Source organism: Paenibacillus sp. NMA1017 (assembly GCF_058895805.1).
Map to the genome: position 1 here is coordinate 25216 of NZ_JBZXYR010000008.1, position 18852 is coordinate 44067.

Genomic DNA, 18852 nt, shown 5'->3' on the forward strand with positions numbered 1-18852 from the left:
GATTTTTTTACGCCAAACCGTAATCGCGCGTTAATCCTGCAAGACCATCTTGGTAGCCGCTACCAATGGCATTGAACTTCCACTCACCGCTATGACGATACAGTTCGCCTACAACAACGCCTGTTTCGATCGAGAAATCTTCTCCCAGATCAAAGCGGACCAATTCTTCATTGTTCGCTTCGTTTACGATACGAGCGTAAGCACGGGACACTTGTCCAAAGTTTTGGCTGCGTTCTTGTGCTTCATAGATTGTAATCGTAAAAGCGATCTTTTCAACGTTAGCTGGCACGCTACCCAGATCAATTTTAATTTGCTCGTCATCTCCGTCGCCATCACCTGTGCGGTTATCCCCTGTATGAACGACAGAGCCGTTCTCATTTTGTGGGTTATTAAAAAAGACAAAGTTCTTATCGGATTCTACTTTACCTTCCGCATTAGCCAAAAACACGGATACGTCCAGGTCAAAATCTTTACCGCCATCATATTTGTTTGTGTCCCAACCAAGACCTACCATGATTTTGGACAAACCTGGATTTGTTTTCGTCAAATCAATTTTTTGACCTTTGGATAAGTTAATTGCCATGAGTAAGAACCCCTTTTCACATTAAGTTTTGTATGAGCAACCTAAAATTACATATAACGCTGAGCCAGCACATCAATATGTACGGCATGGGTTCCTTCACCGATTGCAGCAAACTTCCATTCGTTGTTATGACGATAGAGTTCTCCACAGACCAGTGCGGTCAGTCCCTCATAATTATCAGATAAATTAAACGTCACCAGTTCCTTGGAATTAGCACCGTCCAGAATGCGGATATACGCCTTCTCGATCATGCCGAAATCCTGTTTCCGGTTTACGCAATCATATATATTCACAACAACAAGCACTTTGTCGACATTGGCAGGAATACGTGCCAGGTCAATCGCAATTTGTTCATCATCGCCGTCACCTTGTCCAGTCAAATTATCACCGGAATGCACGACAGAGCCGCATGGACTTTTTTTATTGTGGAAACACACTACGTTATCTGACTGAGTCAGTTTTCCGTTGGCGTCCAGCAAAATGGCAGAAGCATCACAATCAATGTTCGGTTGCTTCTTGATGCCAAAAAATCCTTTGGACTGCACTGGGTCCCATCCCAATCCAGCTATAACCTTGGTTAGTCCTGAGTTCCCTTTGGTCAAATCAATTTTCTGGCCCTTGACCAGATTAATTACAGCCACTGATTAACACACCTCCCTTCCGTAAAATTTACAGACTAAATTCAGACGGATTCAAACCAAGCGCGCCACAAATCTCAGCCACAATTCGCTGCTCATTGGCATCAAAGTCACCATCAGCTGCGCCAATAGCGCTACATACACCAACGACGATTCGGCCTACTTCAGGCTTACCTTTCAATCTACCAATCGCTTTCAGTGCTTCCTGTTTGCCGATTTCAGGTGAAAACTCAAAGTTCGCTACATAGTGATTGAAACGGTTGATGACCTCCCCCATATCAAACACTTTCAATTCTTCACTGATATTTATGTATCCGGCCATTTTTGTTTTCTCTTCCGGACTAATCGTACCGTCAGCAAACGCTACTAATGCACAGCCTGCAACAACAGCCTCCATAAAATCTTTATTCTTAAACTTCTTAACTTGGTCTCCAAGTCCCTTTTTAGTTGTATTCAACCAATTTTTAAAATTACTCATGTTTCCCTCCACAATTACGTATTTGGGTAAAGGCATCCTAGTTAATTTCTTCCTTTACTATAACCTGAATTACGATCTTTTTCTACAATAATATACAAAAATACGGTAAATCCGATCTACCTTTTATAGGTATCCTCTCTATCTTTAGCCCTATTTCTACATAAAAGTCCCTCTTCTATCATCCATCATTTGGTACCCCAATTGCAAGTCTGTGGAATGGTAGAGTTGATAGAAAGGCACAGTCTTCCAATTCAACAGAAGCACTGTGCCTTTTACCATAATCCACGGTTCACCACCGCTTTTTTTAAATTTGTATAGAACGCTTCAAGATCCGTGTGCTCAGGCAGTCCCGAAACTTGCCCATCTCCTAATTCTATAATAATCCATTGCCCTGCTTGTGTACGAGCAATATCCATTGTGAAAAATGGACTTTGGATTTGACGTGCAATCTGAATAAATTCATCCAGATCTGTAGGAACGGTTTCATATGCGGCCTCATCCCAGTAATTAACCGTAAAAACAGGCTCTCCGAACATGAAGAAAAGACGATATTCTTTAGACAAGGGCATACCACTTTTGGGGTGAAGGGTAAGAAATTCTAAAGGTACGAACTCCCTTAACACAATTCCTCCATTCAATTCTGTCCCTTGAAGTTCAACAAAACGACGAATCACCCGTTCCACATGCACCTGATCTGACGCATCCGGGATATAACAGGCGTCCAGCCAATCATGTTTCCGTGATTTAACGAAATCCTTCACTATTATTGCTGTCGTTCCAAAAGGCATGACCGCCTCTCGAATATACTCCGCATCTAATTGGTCCCGCTCCAGCCATACACTCCGAGGCGTGAAATTTTGAATTAACGAGTATGAATCGGGAAAATAGTGACAGTTCCTATAACTCTCAGCACTTGTCAGCATCCTGATTCGATTTGCCTCCAAGGCTGCAGTCCAAGCATCATACACTTTGGGCCTTAACATCCATCCACGGTATAGCGCATTCACGTACTCGCTTCCCTGTTTAGCAATATACTCTCGCATATTCTTAGAAACAATATATGGGTTAGACCCTGATCCTTCCCGTTCAGCCTCAATCAGATTATCGAAATTGACCAACCCTGTATCAAAACCAAGACTCCGTGCAACCTCACACTCTTCACGGTAGTCCATATCTACACTTTTAGAATTCAGAGGATCGCTACAAAATAGAAGATACATATGAGTTCCTCCCATTAACAAACGTATTAGGAATTTATTTTACTTACCAGTAATACAATCATTTTCTATTTAATTTGCTCATTTTGTCTATAAATTTATAATCCCATCTCTCTGATCCGATCTTGGTTATCAACAGTTCTTTGAATTGTCGGCGCTCCAGTCTACTAGAAAAAATCCGCTTGGGGACCAATATAAATTTATGATTAGGCAGCAATATATAAAAGGCAGTCAGCGTATTAATGACCCCCTTTACTTCATCCCAGTTGTAACCCGCAGAGTACGTAAAATGAAGACCCTCCTTTGAAAACTCATAATCTTTTTCAATAGGCCATTGTGGGTGATTTAGGTAGTTAGCTTTCACTTCTTTAATAGTAAAGAAAGGAATAATTACAAAAACTAAGAATGGAAAGAAAAACATCGCTATCGTATTAGGATCTACTTCATTATCTACTATAAGCTTGTATGTAGCCATAATGACCAACAGAAACTGGATTGATGCCATCAACTTAAGCCCAGTAGACTTCTGATACTTCAAACAAAAATTAAATAACATGATATCTTTCAATGTTAGCCTGTACGTGTACAGTAATGTCTCTGATTGTTGCATATAGTAACGCCTCTCCCTACCCTCTCAAAACAACACGACTACTAATGGATGTTTTTTTCATTTACTATTTCTCCCTCTAATTCAGAAAAAATGGTAAACAAAAAAATCCACAGACCTCTCCGGCTAGCGAGTTGACAGTTTCCACTGCCGCTCACCTGTTCCAGAAAAAAAGACTGTAGATTTTATAGACACTCCTATTCACGTTGCTATCGTTCACAGCTCAAGATCTAGTTATAATCTTCCCAATAGCGATACTCCATTTCATTCTCACCTTTGGTGACGATGATCATGTTCTCAATATGTCCGGTTTCTTTATTCGTTCGGTAGATCATGGTACGAGTTTCGCCCTCATCGGGTACGGAGAAGAGTACTTTGTCACTGAGCATGCCGCCACCAATGCCGACGACGTGTTCCCCCCAGCCGGAGGCTGCGCCAGTACCGATGCCCGAACCTGTCCCACTAACACCAGCCCCGCGCGACAAAATAAGACCTATTCCATATCCGGTGACGGTCTGGGCCGTTTTACCTAGAGCGTGCTCTCCGGCTGATTGGGTATGCTTTTGGACCCAGTAATCGTATTTATCCGTATTTTGCTCATAACTCACAACATTCCCTTTTTTATCTATAGATATATCCGTTTTGCTTCCGTCTTTACCTGTCAGTTCGGTGACAGCGACAAGGGAATCGGATGTGATCTTGGAGGTCTCTCCTGTATTGTAATCTGTACGGGTAACGGCGTCCTCATATTGCAGCTGTAGGACATTCATCTGGTCGTGAATCTTCTGCATAACCTGCTTGTCGCCGATGGCCTCGGCGTTTTTCAGTAGTTCCTCATATTGACGATATTTATCCGCGTCTGCCTGATCCCATTCGTCTATGTTTTTGGGCTGCTTGGCAATTTCTCCACCATGATCTCCAGCCTCTCCACTGCCTGCCAGCGCTGCGCTAGCGTTCATTGCTGCTGCTAGGGCTGTCCAGAAGCCACGTGTGCTTTCACCATCCGCATTTCTAAACTTCGAAGCGATGCTTTTTAGCTCAATTTCAATGGATTGAACCTTATTTAATACAGAAGAAAGTGTATATTTAGCCGTTCGATAGTCATTATAAAAACGATTCCTCTCCATACCATCCCACTGGCTGTGAAGGCGGTTCATTGTGCTATCCAGGCCGTTTAACTGGTTATACAGTGTGCCGTGGGCATTGGCAAATTGGGAGGCCACGTTGTCCAGCTGCTCCGGTGTGACTTGGATTTTTGTCATGGTGATCACATCCCATCTAAGAAAATAGGAGATAGAAATTATATCTTACAGTAATCCTTATTTCATATTGTAAGCTATAGAGGTCGGACATTCATGAGGATTTATACGTATTTGTGTATTCAGAAGCAGTTCCTTTGATATAATGAATCCATATGAGTTCATTTCGACAATACATTATTGAAAGTCAGGTGTAGGGACATGTCAGACAAAAAAATTATCTTTTTCGATATCGACGGTACATTACTGGACGATGACAAGAAAATGCCGTTAACGGCAGAAAAGGCCGTCTTTGCTTTGAAAGAACAAGGTCATGAGGTAGCCATCGCAACAGGCCGTGCGCCTTTTATGTTCAAAGATATCCGCGAGCAGTTGGAAATTGACTCCTACGTCAGCTTTAATGGGCAATATGTCGTGCTTCGCGGGGAAGTGGTCGCTACCAATCCGTTGAACAGAGAAGCCTTGCAAGCGATGACTGATCTGGCCCTCACACATAATCATGCTCTCGTATATATGGATCATATGGACATGAAGGCCAATATTCCTAACGATGAGCTTGTAGAGAAGTCGGTACAAACGCTTAAGGCCAAGATTTCAGTTGGATACGATCCGCTCTATTTCCAAGGAAGGGATATTTATCAGACGCTGTTGATGTGCACAGCAGAAGAAGAGCCTTTCTATGAAGCGGTATTCAAGGCGTTTGACTTTGTGCGCTGGCATCCGAGTTCTGTGGACGTTGTTCCTCATGCTGGCTCCAAAGCGAAGGGTATCCGCGAAATTACGTCCAGACTGGGCATTGCCGCTGAAAATCAATACGCCTTTGGCGATGGCTTAAATGATGTGGAGATGCTGACAGCTATACATAACAGCGTCGCGATGGGCAACGGCTGTGATGAAGCCAAAGCCGCAGCTAAAATGGTCACAAAACGCGCAGATGAAGACGGTATTTTGTACGGACTGCAAAAGCTTGGTTTGTTAAGCTAACAGGATTGCTGACAGACTGGACATGTTTCGGAAAAAATAAAGTCTGTTTAAAGACTTACATATGAGAAAATAGGAGGTTGTCCTTAAATATGGAGACGGAAGGCTTACGCAATGTCGAACAACTAGCCATGAAGAAGTACAAAATTTACAAGCAGAGCCTACTCCGGTATTTGGCACGTTCCATGCTGGCGAGTATGTTCATCGGGTTCGGCGTTATTGTAGCCTTCAAGACGGGCAACTTTTTTTACATGGAGCATTCTCCATTCACTTATCCCATGGCGGCACTCACGTTCGGAGCGGCCATCATTCTGATCGCTTACGGCGGCGGGGATTTGTTTACAGGTAACACCTTCTATTACACTTATGCTGCGCTCCGTAAAAAGCTGCGCTGGGGGCAGGTGCTTCGATTATGGGCTGCCAGCTATGGCGGTAATTTGCTGGGTGCGGGGGTATTTGCACTCCTTATTTACTTGACCGGGCTGTTTGACTCCTCCAGCGTGAACAGCTTTCTACTGAACGTGGTTGAGCATAAAATGGAAGCGCCTGCAATGCAGCTATTCTTCCGAGCTATTTTGTGTAATTGGCTGGTCTGTCTTGCCTTTTTTGTTCCCATGTTTATGAAGGAAAATGGCGCAAAGATGTTTGCCATGATGCTGTTTGTATTCTGCTTTTTCATTTCGGGATATGAGCATAGTGTGGCTAATATGTGTACTTTCGCCATTGCGCTCGTGCTGGACCATCCGGGTACGGTTTCTGTTGCTGGCGTGATCCATAATCTCGTTCCGGTTACGCTCGGAAATCTGGTTGGTGGCGTGCTGCTTATGGGGGTTATGTACTATTCGGTGAATCTCCCGTTTTTGGACGAGGAAGAACACTAAAAAAAGAAGCCGTGGGACTTAGGTTCCACGGCTTCTTTGCGTTATTTTAGTAATAGATCATCAGTGTCTATAGGTGCTTTCTTGCCTTTTATCCTTCTTGAGCAGGAAAATGGATAAACTCCTCCAACTCCTTGAACAGCTTCTTGGGATTAACATTGTCAGGTACAACCAGAGTTAGCGGCTCATCCAGCTTCAGCACATACATGCCTAAAATGGATTTGGCATCTGCCATGCCGCTTTTGCCATGAATCCAGATGTCGTAGGTATAATTCGAAACGATTTGATTGATTTTTTCAATATCCTTAACGTCTTTTACCTTGATGGGTGTCATCATTGCACAGCACTCCCCTGCATTGAATTGGGGCTTACGAAACAAGCCTTAACATCACTTTACCCCATATGAAGCCTGTTGCAAAATCTTAATTTAGAAAATGACATGCGGCGCGGAGCTGATTTTCCAGTAGCTGCCGACCTTTTCAAAATTCACAGTGATTTTCTCATTCGCCTGCTTGGTTTCTGCCGGATAAGGCACGGTCAGCAGGTAGCTGCGCTTCACCGGAGTCATGGTTACCATTTTCGCCGTAGCCCGGTTGAACTCTAGCAAATTGCCACTATCTGCGTTCAACTGAGCTAGTCTGCCATTAACTTCAACGAAAAATTTACCGACAAATTGCTCACTGGCCTGTTTAGTATAAGCCTGCGTCAAATAGTTGATGAGCTTGCTCTTCGTGCCGATGTCCTCGGACAGATAGCGGTAGCTTTTGCCGTTCAACTGGAACGCCTCACCTACCGGGCTACCACCGCTGACCGCATACTGATAACGAGATTGTGCCTCCAGCACAAGCGGAACCGCACTCTCGTGATTCAGCTTGTCCAGCTGCGTCGGTTTCACGCTGGTAGCCGCGGCTGCTGGCGCCGAAGTGGACGGCTGTTGCGGCTTAGACGGCTTCACAGTCGACGGTACGGACGGAGCAGCCGCTGGCGCTACCGATGTAGATGGACGCTGTGCTGGTGCAGTCGGAGCTGCTGGTGCAGCAGCTTTGGCAGAACCTGCGGCTGCGGCCGGGGTCGAGGCTGCTGGAACCGACGGTGCTTGTGCTGGGGCTGGGGTCGTAGCCGACGCAGACGCTGCTGGTACTGGCACCTGAGCCGGGGCGGCTGCGGCCGGACTGGCAACGCTCGGTTGTGTCGCTTCCGCAGGAACGGTCACGGCGGGCGCGGCTGCGGCGGCCTGTGCCACGCTCATAAGTGTGGCCGCAATGCATAGTGCGGATAGCTTCGTATTTAATTTCATACTTATATACACCTCCATAATCATATGTCTGCATAAACTGCACACGTTTCTATTATAAGAATTTCGCTTCTCGATTGGGTTGCTAAATTGTTTCTATTTGCCTTTTTTTGTTCATTCTGCACGAAGTTTGTCCGTATTTGCCGGGGACGGTTGTTCTGACTGTTTCACTTGCTTTGCCTCCATCTCTTCCAAAGATAGCGACAGTTGCTTAACAGATCGGTCCAGCTCCTCCAATCTGCGGCTTAGGGTGACGAGGATGTATTTTAACAGAATCAGACTTAAAGCAGCAGGGAATCCGACATTAGTTACGAGCTCGATCATACCTTCAGTCGTTAAAGAACTCACAGATTCCGCCTCCTTTTTCATACATATATTCCATTGATAAGAACTAATGTTCCCATTTTTATGGAAATCATACGTTGTCTTGTGGGCTGTCATGACAAAAAGAGCTCCAATTAGCTTGGAGCCCTTTCTCTTTTTGTTCATTTCCCTGCTTTCAGACCACTACCGAACGACATATCAAGGAGTATATATATTCGGCTGCTGGGGCTTGGACATCCCTTCTCCCAGATAAAACCCGGTGTGCGGTGGCTGATTATAAGCTACGTTCTGCCAGGCAACACTCAGGCGATACACTGGATCATGCATAAGCGTATAGAATCGATGTTCTGACTCGTATGGTGTTGTGTAGATACGCAGCGCCGAATTATCACTTTTACGCCAAATGACTTCCTCACGCCAGTCACCGAACAGATCGGCCTGCAAGGACGGCGTTCCTTTGGTTCCGTTATTGGAACTCGTTCCTGTTGCCGTAAGCAAGTTGGAAGTAGTCGAGTTCGTATAGTTCCACTTGTCTATCTTACCAGCGCTTGATGAGGTATGATCCAGCAGTTCACGGAGGAGATCCCCATCCCACCAGATGCCAAAATTAATGGAAGACGGTAGCGTGTTGGTAATGAGCTGCCCCTTGGCTGAACGCAACCCAATACCCGGTGCCCACTGCTCGTTCCCTTTGGTCCGCGGGTCAATGTCTGCTGACATGCCTCTTCCGGTATCCTTGCCTGTATTTACGCCCCATAAAATATTTCCATTACGCGGGTCGTACATGGCAGCTCCGTAGGTGGCATTTTTGTCCTCATTCACCTTGAACACTTCATAACCTGAACGATCGGGGTCCAGATCGCCAACATGAAGTGCATCTCCATGTCCCATCCCCGTGTTAGCCAGCTTCGCTCCGTTATCGTCTACAACCAGCGAGCCATACACGATCTCATCCTTATCATCTCCATCCACATCCGCCACACTCATGCTGTGGTTCCCCTGTCCAGCCGTCCCGGTATTAGTGGAGCTGTTACTATCAAAGGTCCAGCGTCGGCTCAGGTTACCGTTCCGCCAATCATATGCGACCAGAACGGTGCGGGTGTAATAACCACGTGCCATCACAATGCTGGGTCTCACGCCATCCAGATAAGCAACCCCGGCGAGAAAACGATCTACACGGTTACCATAATTATCTCCCCAGCTCGATACCGTTCCGCGCGGTGGCACATAGTCAATCGTACTAAGAGCTTTGCCTGTATCACCTGAGAATACAGTTAGAAACTCGGGCCCTTTCAAAGTATATCCACTCGTGTTTCGATGATCAACCGAAGCGTCCCCAATCTTTACACCTGTACCATCTACCGTGCCGTCTGCTGTTTTACATACGATCTCTGCTTTGCCATCTCCGTCAAAATCGTAGACGAGAAATTGCGTGTAGTGGGCTCCAGCCCGTATGTTCCGTCCCAGGTCGATCCGCCATTTGCGTGTTCCATCCAGCTCGTAGCCATCCAAAAATACATTTCCCGTATAACCGGATTGCGAATTATCCTTGGCATTGGAAGGGTCCCATTTTAACACAATCTCATACTCGCCATCCCCATCGAGATCCCCTACGCTGGCATCATTGGCATGGTACGTGTAGTTCACGTTGTCCGGAGTTGTGCCTCCCGTGGGCTGCTGGATCGGAACATCCAGATAGTTGTTGCTCCATACCTTCACTGCAGTAGAAGCGGCCTGCTCTGCTCCATTGACCACGGCACGAACGGTATACGAAGATGAGGTCGTACCTGCCTTGTCCAAAAAGTTGGTTCTCGATGTAATCGGCGCATCGTTCACCTTGCTTGTCCCTCTGTACAAATTAAAGCCGACCGCATCCGCTTCCGCGCCCAACAAGCGCCAGCTCACCAGTACACCCTCAGGCACCTTAACAGCGACGGCTCCCCGGTTCAGCTTTTCCATTTGCCTCGTAGAGGCAGCAGAGACCTGGCTATCCATCGGAGTGACCACTCCACTCAACATGACACCGAGACAGAGCAACACAGTATACCAAAACCTTTTGTTCATCTGAATCATTAGCTCCTTTCATGGTTTGTATTTTCAATAAATTTATTTTATGTGACTGATAAGTTATTGTTGTTTAAATTTTATGATAGCGCTTACATATATGTAAAGGGACGAATACGTCCTTTTTGTTCAATAATCCGGGCTAATGCTTTAAAAATCAGAGGTCCATGAATAATCGTTCTTCATCCGCGATGCTCTGGATATCCTCCGAGCTGATGCTGATATACTGATAGCCTTCTGCCTGTTGTTTTTTCAATGCCAGTTCCTTCATAAAACGTGGGCTGCCCTCTCCGGCATCCTCATCGTAAACAAGCAATAAACCATCTGTTTTGCGGAAAAGAAGTTCATCCCGTGCCTTGAGTTGCCATATTCCCTGATAAGGCTGACGGCTGACCACTCCCACATAGTCAACTTCGGCACAAATCTGCTGAAAATATTCTTTTTTGTCCTCTTTCCATTTTTCCTCCATATTTTGATAAGCCATCATAATAGAGCATTTTAGGTGGGGATATTGCTGTTTTAGTGCAGTAACGACCTCACAGGCCCACAAATCCACCCCGTATTGGCCAGGGGTAATCACCCATTCCAGTCCTTCTTCAATCAGGGGAATAAGCCTACCTGCAATCGCCTTTTTAATGTATGGAATGCCTTCGTGCTTCTGACTGAAAATATTCAGTTCATGGGCACGATAGCCCGAAACGAGCAAGTTTTTCATCTTCTCAACGTCCTTCTCCGATTATCATAAAGGTTATTGTACCACTTCAGAGCAGGCCACTAAACACTTCATTTTTTTGGAGGAACGAATTGAATATAACGCAAAAGACGAACCTCTTCCAATGGGGCTGGATCAGGTTCGTCTTTTGGAAACTTGGTGTTAATCAGAATTGCTTTTTTGGTGCTTAATGAATTCCTATTACCTCCGCGTATCACTCCTCGGACGAGTTCACGCGCCGATCTTGAATTCTAACATTGCTACTAAATATACCGGCATCACTACTTAGCTTGAACGACGGGTAACTAGGGTCTGCCTCAAGCCGCATTCTGCTATCGAACTGCTGCTCCTGCTGCTGATCTACCCAAAAAGAATAAGGCTCAGACTGTACTGCTTTATCAGTTGCATTAGGCGCGGTGACAACCAAGATAACAAGTACACCGTTGCATCCGCAATCTTCTGTATCATAAAACAACTTGAACATTCCCGGTCGTCCTGAAAGGGCCATTTCTAGCCTTTCAACGGATAAGGAATCCAATTCCAAATGTATGCTCATGAGATGAATCCTCTCCTTTGTGAGTGAAGTGTGTGGAACCGTCAGCCCAAAAAGACTAAATTTAAACTATATGTACATTATAGTCATGTTTTTGTATATGTCTATGTGACTGCACTCACTGCTATAAATGATCTCTTTTATCATTACCTCTTTGTTGATACATAAAAAGGTGTAACCCTCCATAGTTGATGGGTTACACCTTTTTAAGAATTCATGACCTGTCTTCAAAAAACAGCGATCGCAGACAAACATACCATTTATGGTGTATGAATGCCGACAAATTGAAAGGTCCCTTTCGGGAACGCATTCCACTCATCTGGCTGATTATAGGCAGACGATCCGTAGGATATTCCTGGCTTGCGGACGAACGTTCCTCCTTGTGGAGTAAACTGTTCATGTGAATTTGGATTTCCTAATACATCCACCACTTGTCCTTGGTATTTTAAAACGTATGCAACAGTGTTAAATTCGTTCGGGTTGTAGAAATCTCCCTCATCATTGAAATACCAAGCATTCGTAATATCCATGAAATCATAAAAGATAGTGTCGATGATTATATATGGCATGGCAGGATAAACCGGATTAATCGGTAGAGTGGTAACTTTCATTTGGTTTGTTTTCTTCATCCATTGATGAAACTCCAGTGAGTAACCGTCTGCCTGATGGGAAGGACCTCCATTCCCGTTATAATGCAATTGCAAAACAATTCTTCCATCCCCGCCATCCACATATTGCGAGAAATATACAGCAGGCGCTTGCTGTGGTTCCTGTTGGACCTGAAACACGACAACTCTTCCATCCGCTCCTACCACCCATACCAGTAAAGGTTCGGGGGAAAGGGGAATGGAGGTGCCCATGAGTTCTACAGGACCGATGAATGTCGATGATGGCGTTCCTCTATATACCAGGAATTTAGATTGTCCTGGGAAATAACTGGACAGATCCACGGTTCTGTGCGGCAACCCGTATTTAACCCCTATCGGAGTGATCCCGCCGGAAATCAGTTCGGCATTGCGTGTATTCAGCGTGTATTGCACAGAGCCTCCCCGACCATCCGTGGCTGTAATGGTAATAACGGTAAGACCGCTACCTGTTCCAGAGGCCACCGTTAAGATACCGCTATTAATTGATGCACTCACCAAAGTCGGATCACTGGAGTTGACCGTAAACTGAAGCACATCTCCATCCTCATCGCTGAACAGCTGCTGCAGATCATAATCTCTTTCCTGTGTAACTCCGGGGGTTAATATCTGCTCGTTTATCACGGAAACGACTTGAGGAGCATGATTGAGCTGAGGCATGCTGACGGTAACCGGGAACGTCGCTCCCTCTGCACGTCCGTACTGATCATACACACTGAGTGTTACACTTGTGGTCCCTACACTCACTGGGTTTAACTGTAGTTTCTGACCATTCATATGGGCCGTAGCAATTCCTGGATCATACGTGTCTGCTGTCACTGACAGGGATACTAGATCCCAGTTCAATAGGAACGGTGAAAGATCCAGTTCTGATGCAGCATCTCCCAATTGAAGCAGCTGCTCAGGGATCGCTGTAATAGCTGCATTTTCCAATAGATGAACCTGTAGGTCTGTGCTAATCTCTCCGCCTCTATCGTCTTTAGCCGTGATGGTAATCACGGTATTGCCGCTAGTCAGCCCATGAATGACAAGCTGATCATTTTGAACTGTAGCATCTGCCACGGCTGAATCAGACGAACTGATCTCATAACGAATCGGATCATGATCCGGGTCAGCAAAGATGGTGGACAGATCCACGGTTCCGTCAGCCTTGCCTAAAATCAGATGTACAGCGTCTGGTGCACGGGTTACTACCGGGCTACTGTTAGGTATGGGCAAAACCGTTACAATCAAGGTAACAGTTTCTGTTCCACCCTTGCTGTCGTCTGCCGTCAAGGTAATACTTACACTCCCCGCTTGCAGCGACTGCAAAGAAAGCTGATCTCTCATTATGGTAGTCTGCACGATGGAAGCATCCGAACTGATCGCTGTGAACACAAGTGGGTCGCCATCTACATCCGTAAATATCGTTGAAAGATCCAGTGTCATATCCGGCTGACCCAATGTGACGGTTAACGGCTGAGGAGCTTGTCCATGCGGAGCATGGTTAGGAGCGCCCTGAACTGTTAGCTTGAAATCAATCTGCTTTTGGCCTGTACTGCCATCTTCTCCTTGCTGTCCGTCATTGGCAGTGACATGAACGCTCGTACTGCCCGCTCGAAGCGGACTCAGACGCAATTCATCCTCCGCAAGCACCACTGACGCTACAGCAGGATCATCAACAGTAACCTGATACGTTAGGCTTGCATTTTCAGGGTCCTGAACATAGTCGTTCAAATGCAGTACCGAATCAGACTGCCCCACAGTAAGCGCCTTATCGGGTATACCTGCAGATACAGGATTGCCATTCACGATAATTTTGAAGGTAGACGACACCCTTTTCCCCCGTCCATCATTAGCCGATACACTGATGGATGCTTTTCCGACACTGACTGGCGTAAGCTTTAAGGTATTGCCTGATACAGATGCTCGTACAATGCCGGATTGAAGAGAAGCTGCCGAAAAGGTCAAGCTATCCCCATCAGGATCGGTAAAGAATTGGCGCAAATCATACAATTGTTCACCAGCGCCTTCTGTAATTACACGCTCTACAGAAGCATTCACAACTTCCGGTGAACGGTTAGCGCTGCTGGATGAACCGGATGAGCTTCCAGAAGATGAGGACGTACCTGTTACACTTGCTGAAGCTAGACCCGTAACAGCGTTGGAAGCTACTCCGGTACCCAGTGTGACCGCAGATACCTGTACATTTCCACTCACATTGACCCTAGTTGCCGGATTGCTGACTTGAATATTTTCAATACTACCTGTAGTTTTCAATTCCAAGGCACCCGTCCCTGTGACGGTCAGCTGCTGGATTGTGCTAGTACCTGTCATCTCGACGGACTGGCTGCCAGTTACCTGAACGGTCTGAACCGTTCCCTGAAGATTGACTTTGTCCGCCCCTTCATTAACATTCAGCTGCGGCAAGGAAGCATCCGCGCCAACTTCAATGCTTGCGCTGGATTGCACGTTCATGACTGTTGCACTTGCGGTACCACTAAGTACAACGTGAACTTCCGGCTTTGTGACATCCATTTGTGTCAACGTTGAGCTATCAAATACAACTGTATTGTTATCTCCGCCATTAATATGGGTCTGTCCCTGCACCTGTACATCCTGTGCATAAAAATCCTGCTGAACCCGGGCATCTACCGTTAACTGCTGTTCCACTTTCAAATGCAGTACCGATGTAAAATCCCCGGCGATCACCAAATCTCCGTTCAGCGTGGAGCCGTGTCCGTCCAGCACAACGTTGCCACTGAACTCCGCTTCGCCGTCACGAGCCGAAGTCCCGCTGCTGCGAAGCTCCAGCCAAGTGACCTTGTCCACCGTCCGGCCTGTGGCATGGAAACGGATGCCTGCGTTGCGCAGCGCGGTCTGATTATCCGCGTGAAAAATGCCGCGCAGCGGCTCTGCCACGTCATAAGCGATGCCATTGATCCGTATCTGCTTGCCGTCCATTTCTTGGAGCTGCGAAGCACGCTCCTGTGGAAACAAAGCAGATACGAGCAGGCTGGCCGCATCTACGCGGCTTACCGAGTCTTTGGCGTGTAGATTTCCGCCAAATTCACTCATCAGCCCGTTATTCAGCGCCGCCCGAATCATCGGGGCCGCCCACGGGCTGGCATCCTTCCACGCCGTCGGCAGCGTCTGTGCCGACAGCGAGTCGGTTGTGCTGGCGGGCGTGCCCGCAGACGTACCCGTCTCAGCAGACCTGACCAACAGCGCGATCAGTTCCTGAGCGCTGATCAGGTCATTCGGACGGAAGCGTCCGTCGGTGTCGCCCTGCATCAGCCCGGCCTTACGGGCTGCCTCTATAGCTGGGCGCCCCCAACTATCGGCGGGCACGTCCGTGAAGGAGGCAGCGCCGTCCAAGTTGCCTGTCGGAAGCTGCAACGCTTTGACGAGCAGCACGGCTAACTCCTGACGTGTGAGCTTCTGCTCAGGTCTGAGCGTTCCGGCTGGATCGCCTTGGATGATCCCGAGTTCACGGGCTTTTTGCAGTTGTTCCAATTGCTGTGCTGTAAGCTGCTGTACGTCCGTCCAGGTGGCAGTATTGTTCCCTGTGGACTCCTTGGATACGGAAGCCGTATCTATCACGGTAGCTTGTTCTGCTCCGGCAGGAAGCGAGGGGCTCAGCAGCAGCAAAGCAGCTGCCAGCTGAGCGGTTAACTTCTTATTTTTCATGGTGCCATTCTCTCCCTACCGATAAAGTCACCTAAATTAACAGGGTAGTTCGTCCCCTCAACATTCCATTCGCCAGCTTGATATGGATCTGTATTACCAATGACCGTACCACTGTTCCGTCCCAAGGCCTGCCCTTGGCCAATAACTGCCATATCAATGAGCACGTTATTGTAGTACAACTTAAGCGTAACGGGTTCCGAATTGTTATTTTGTAACTGCAGGAAGGTAAAATACCACTCCTCCGATACGAATGAACTTAGATCATCCGCAATAACAAAGGTTTGCCCAGGCATAATCACATCCCCGTCATTGGCATTTATGATAATCGGCTCCGGTTGGTCGGATCGCTCAATCCAGATTTTATTTTTCTCCAACGGTCTGTTGGTAGGGTTGTACAATTCAATCGCCTGGTCCAGATAATCTGGTTCGCCTTGCCACACGACTTCGGAAATGAACAAGTCTCTTTTCTCAACAATCACTGGAATCGTAAAAGATGTTGTTTCACCACGATTATCATTTGCGGTAATCGTAATGAACGTCAGACCATTACGCAGCGGTTGTATGGAAAGTGCATTCCCTTCTACCTGCCCTCCTGCCACCAATGGATCAGAAGTCACCACAGTATAGGTCAGCGTGTCGCCATCCTCATCAGAGAACATATCATTCAGCTGCAATATTTGCTGACCATCTCCCGGGTCCAAATATTGAGGTTCAGGCACACGGGTCACTATCGGACGATGATTTACGGGTTGAGGAGCTTCAACTTGGAGCATAAATGAAGTGAAAGAAACGCCCCCACGGCCATCATTTGCCGTAATTCCAATCATCGTAATACCAGCGTTATGCAGTGCTACAAATGAATCTTCTCCATTCTCCACCACACTGCCTACTTGGGGATTGGAGGAAGTGAGGGTATACGTCAAGGTGTCGCCATCCTGGTCCATAAATAACGAACCTGGATACAGCATCAGCTTGTCCTGTAACACATTAGTTACTACGATAGGTAAATGAGGCAAAGCCACAGGTATGTGATTCTCAGGCTGCGGATCAGGCAAAGGCGCATTCACCATAGCAGCAAACTGAAGCGAGGCTGTGCCTCCTTTGCCATCATGGGCTGTTATCGTCATTAGACTAGTGCCGGCTTGAAGCGGCGTAAGCATGAGCTGATCGCCTGTAACTTCTCCTGTGGCCACTTCTGGCGAAGCCGATTCCACCGTGTAGGTCAGTGCATCGCCATCCTCATCGTTAAACAAATCAGACAGGCTAATCTGCTTGCCACCTTCATTTAAGAGCAAAGGAATATCATTTAGGCTATTGCTCACGACAGGACTGTGATTAATGTCCTCCTCATAAGTAGAGCTGGTCACTGTATAGTTGAAAAACACGCTCGCTTTACCGCCTTTTCCATCCTCTGCCGTAACAAATACCTGCGTGCTTCCTACTGATTTAGGTTTTAGTGTAAGCTGTTGATTTGCCACTTCTGCTTCTGCTACGTATACATCCGAAGTGACCGCATGATACGATAGCTCATCCTGATCGGCATCGTAAAACACATTTTTCAAATCCACTAGCGTATCTCCGGAACCCATAATGGCATATTGATCGGAAGGAACGATAGCTGAGACAGGTACATGATTAGGTTTTGGCGTTGGATTCGTTGTAGAACTGCCACTGCCACCGCCACCACCGGATGAACTTTTTTTAGTGCTTGTTGAGGATGTATCCGAAGATGCATCCAACGTGGTATCACGTATAATTTGAGTCTCTGTTCCCCGCTCCGCAAGACGGGTCTGTACAGTCTGTATCCCATTGGCAAGACGTACCTGTGTGTCGGCAAAATTCAGTTTAAGCTGCTGCCATACACCACTTCCCTGGATCTGAATAGGCTCATGCGTATCCACGATCATTTCGTTTACGTCTGCATGTATCTCTACATTTTTGGCGCCCTGCATCAAGGTTACCTGAGGTAACGTATCTCCTTGAATTCGCACAAAATCCGCTGCAATAGCTAACTTGCCTTTAAATTCTGACCCTTTGCTATACAAAGTCACCGGATGTTGGGCTGTACCACTTTGCACAATTTGAAGCGCCGACAGATCAGCTACGTTTCGGTTCGATGCCTGATAGGTCAGGGTAGCCCCTTGAAGCGCCGGCACATTGTCCGCTCCGAACAGTTGCTTCAATTGCTGGCCGATCAAATAGGGCTTTCCATCCATATAAGCGATATCCCCGTCGATACGAGAAAGGATTCCCGTCCGTTCACCCGATTGGAACACATTCACCAGAAAGGCTGCGATATCTTGACGTTTTACCTGTACTTTAGAGTCAAACCGATTATCCGGCGTATCCATTAACCCCAGTTTGAGAGCTGCTTCTACGTTGTTTTTGGCCCATGCGCTCACCTGATCCCCATCAGAAATGTCTTGAACATCTCCGCCTTGAGCATGGGTTCCTCCAATCGCTCTCACCAGAATGGCTGCCAATTCCTCACGGCTCACCGCAGCATTCGGGCGGAAAGCACCTGATTCATCTCCGGTCATTAGACCTGCCGCACGTACAGCTTCTATATAAGAAGCGGCCCAACTCCCCTGCGTATCCTTAAAAGTTACTGCTTTCTCCGTTGCGTCAAGCTTAAGTGCATTAGCCAGCAAAGCTGCAATTTCCTTGCGCGTTAACGGTTGATCTGGACGGAAGGAACCATCTGGATAACCCGTGATCAGTCCTTGCTTCACAGCCTCCTGTACCGCCTGTAATGCCTGGGATGACATAGTGGATTGATCTGTAAAAGATACTGTACTGGCTTTAGCCACAATCGCAGACGTCTCCCCTTTCGTTTCCGCATGAACAAGCTGGGGCCCCCATGCCATACCTGCCAGCAATGTCACCATCAGCACTTTTTGCCATTCTTTATTTGTTTCTTGATTCATCAGACTCTCCCCCGTAAACGGTTC

At 46.9% G+C, this 18852-nt stretch carries 16 protein-coding genes; 2 read left to right on the forward strand and 14 right to left on the reverse strand.

The genetic code is table 11. The features are described from left to right. Positions 1-7 precede the first annotated feature (7 nt). From AC5ELV_RS18540 to AC5ELV_RS18565, 6 genes are all read right to left on the reverse strand, one after another. Positions 8-583, reverse strand: coding sequence for a TerD family protein (locus AC5ELV_RS18540; RefSeq protein WP_025720839.1), 576 nt, complete (start codon positions 581-583; stop codon positions 8-10). A 47-nt stretch (positions 584-630) separates the two neighbouring features. Further along, the gene (locus AC5ELV_RS18545) at positions 631-1224 is read right to left on the reverse strand and encodes a TerD family protein (protein ID WP_493431352.1); all 594 of its coding nucleotides are present in this window, start codon (positions 1222-1224) and stop codon (positions 631-633) included. 28 nt (positions 1225-1252) lie between these two features. Beyond that, on the reverse strand, positions 1253-1699 hold the full coding sequence (locus tag AC5ELV_RS18550) for a tellurite resistance TerB family protein (RefSeq protein ID WP_493431353.1): 447 nt from the start codon (positions 1697-1699) through the stop codon (positions 1253-1255). A gap of 272 nt (positions 1700-1971) precedes the next feature. After that, the gene (locus tag AC5ELV_RS18555) at positions 1972-2919 is read right to left on the reverse strand and encodes an ATP-grasp domain-containing protein (RefSeq protein ID WP_493431354.1); all 948 of its coding nucleotides are present in this window, start codon (positions 2917-2919) and stop codon (positions 1972-1974) included. 58 nt (positions 2920-2977) lie between these two features. Further along, positions 2978-3526 (reverse strand): YcxB family protein, encoded by a 549-nt coding sequence (locus AC5ELV_RS18560; RefSeq protein ID WP_493431355.1) that lies wholly within the window; start codon positions 3524-3526, stop codon positions 2978-2980. A gap of 227 nt (positions 3527-3753) precedes the next feature. Next, positions 3754-4785 (reverse strand): WXG100 family type VII secretion target, encoded by a 1032-nt coding sequence (locus tag AC5ELV_RS18565; RefSeq protein ID WP_493431356.1) that lies wholly within the window; start codon positions 4783-4785, stop codon positions 3754-3756. A 198-nt stretch (positions 4786-4983) separates the two neighbouring features. Between AC5ELV_RS18565 and AC5ELV_RS18570 the strand changes: the two genes are divergently transcribed. Together AC5ELV_RS18570 and AC5ELV_RS18575 are read left to right on the forward strand one after the other, a co-directional pair. Beyond that, positions 4984-5766 (forward strand): Cof-type HAD-IIB family hydrolase, encoded by a 783-nt coding sequence (locus AC5ELV_RS18570; RefSeq protein ID WP_493431357.1) that lies wholly within the window; start codon positions 4984-4986, stop codon positions 5764-5766. 89 nt (positions 5767-5855) lie between these two features. Then, the gene (locus tag AC5ELV_RS18575) at positions 5856-6644 is read left to right on the forward strand and encodes a formate/nitrite transporter family protein (protein ID WP_013308962.1); all 789 of its coding nucleotides are present in this window, start codon (positions 5856-5858) and stop codon (positions 6642-6644) included. An 88-nt stretch (positions 6645-6732) separates the two neighbouring features. Here the strand turns inward: AC5ELV_RS18575 and AC5ELV_RS18580 are convergent, their stop codons facing one another. From AC5ELV_RS18580 to AC5ELV_RS18615, 8 genes are all read right to left on the reverse strand, one after another. Further along, positions 6733-6978: an HPr family phosphocarrier protein gene (locus AC5ELV_RS18580; protein ID WP_023987189.1), complete on the reverse strand. Its 246-nt coding sequence runs from the start codon at positions 6976-6978 to the stop codon at positions 6733-6735. Positions 6979-7068: 90 nt separating this feature from the next. Next, entirely contained in the window at positions 7069-7938 is an 870-nt protein-coding gene (locus AC5ELV_RS18585) for a DL-endopeptidase inhibitor IseA family protein (RefSeq protein WP_493431358.1), read from the reverse strand. A 111-nt stretch (positions 7939-8049) separates the two neighbouring features. After that, the gene (locus AC5ELV_RS18590; RefSeq protein ID WP_039272563.1) at positions 8050-8283 is read right to left on the reverse strand and encodes a hypothetical protein; all 234 of its coding nucleotides are present in this window, start codon (positions 8281-8283) and stop codon (positions 8050-8052) included. Positions 8284-8457: 174 nt separating this feature from the next. Continuing rightward, positions 8458-10323 carry a rhamnogalacturonan lyase gene (locus AC5ELV_RS18595; protein WP_493431359.1) on the reverse strand — a complete coding sequence of 622 codons (1866 nt, stop codon included), beginning with the start codon at positions 10321-10323 and terminating at the stop codon, positions 8458-8460. Between the two features lie 157 nt (positions 10324-10480). Beyond that, complete coding sequence (locus tag AC5ELV_RS18600; protein ID WP_039272489.1) at positions 10481-11038, reverse strand: SLOG family protein; 558 nt, start codon at positions 11036-11038, stop codon at positions 10481-10483. Positions 11039-11249: 211 nt separating this feature from the next. Continuing rightward, positions 11250-11591: an iron-sulfur cluster biosynthesis family protein gene (locus tag AC5ELV_RS18605; RefSeq protein ID WP_307353907.1), complete on the reverse strand. Its 342-nt coding sequence runs from the start codon at positions 11589-11591 to the stop codon at positions 11250-11252. Between the two features lie 257 nt (positions 11592-11848). After that, the gene (locus AC5ELV_RS18610) at positions 11849-15901 is read right to left on the reverse strand and encodes an S-layer homology domain-containing protein (RefSeq protein WP_493431360.1); all 4053 of its coding nucleotides are present in this window, start codon (positions 15899-15901) and stop codon (positions 11849-11851) included. Continuing rightward, positions 15898-18828 carry an S-layer homology domain-containing protein gene (locus tag AC5ELV_RS18615; protein WP_493431361.1) on the reverse strand — a complete coding sequence of 977 codons (2931 nt, stop codon included), beginning with the start codon at positions 18826-18828 and terminating at the stop codon, positions 15898-15900. Before AC5ELV_RS18615 ends, AC5ELV_RS18610 begins: the two co-directional genes overlap by 4 nt. Between the last annotated feature and the right edge of the window lie 24 nt (positions 18829-18852).

Bases quoted from the DNA above. Each gene is read 5' to 3' on its own strand.
- AC5ELV_RS18610 (WP_493431360.1), bottom strand. From the start codon at position 15,901: ATGAAAAATAAGAAGTTAACCGCTCAGCTGGCAGCTGCTTTGCTGCTG.
- AC5ELV_RS18565 (WP_493431356.1), bottom strand. From the start codon at position 4,785: ATGACAAAAATCCAAGTCACACCGGAGCAGCTGGACAACGTGGCCTCC.
- AC5ELV_RS18560 (WP_493431355.1), bottom strand. From the start codon at position 3,526: ATGCAACAATCAGAGACATTACTGTACACGTACAGGCTAACATTGAAA.
- AC5ELV_RS18615 (WP_493431361.1), bottom strand. From the start codon at position 18,828: ATGAATCAAGAAACAAATAAAGAATGGCAAAAAGTGCTGATGGTGACA.
- AC5ELV_RS18595 (WP_493431359.1), bottom strand. From the start codon at position 10,323: ATGAACAAAAGGTTTTGGTATACTGTGTTGCTCTGTCTCGGTGTCATG.
- AC5ELV_RS18585 (WP_493431358.1), bottom strand. From the start codon at position 7,938: ATGAAATTAAATACGAAGCTATCCGCACTATGCATTGCGGCCACACTT.
- AC5ELV_RS18575 (WP_013308962.1), top strand. From the start codon at position 5,856: ATGGAGACGGAAGGCTTACGCAATGTCGAACAACTAGCCATGAAGAAG.
- AC5ELV_RS18570 (WP_493431357.1), top strand. From the start codon at position 4,984: ATGTCAGACAAAAAAATTATCTTTTTCGATATCGACGGTACATTACTG.
- AC5ELV_RS18600 (WP_039272489.1), bottom strand. From the start codon at position 11,038: ATGAAAAACTTGCTCGTTTCGGGCTATCGTGCCCATGAACTGAATATT.
- AC5ELV_RS18540 (WP_025720839.1), bottom strand. From the start codon at position 583: ATGGCAATTAACTTATCCAAAGGTCAAAAAATTGATTTGACGAAAACA.
- AC5ELV_RS18555 (WP_493431354.1), bottom strand. From the start codon at position 2,919: ATGTATCTTCTATTTTGTAGCGATCCTCTGAATTCTAAAAGTGTAGAT.
- AC5ELV_RS18605 (WP_307353907.1), bottom strand. From the start codon at position 11,591: ATGAGCATACATTTGGAATTGGATTCCTTATCCGTTGAAAGGCTAGAA.
- AC5ELV_RS18580 (WP_023987189.1), bottom strand. From the start codon at position 6,978: ATGATGACACCCATCAAGGTAAAAGACGTTAAGGATATTGAAAAAATC.
- AC5ELV_RS18550 (WP_493431353.1), bottom strand. From the start codon at position 1,699: ATGAGTAATTTTAAAAATTGGTTGAATACAACTAAAAAGGGACTTGGA.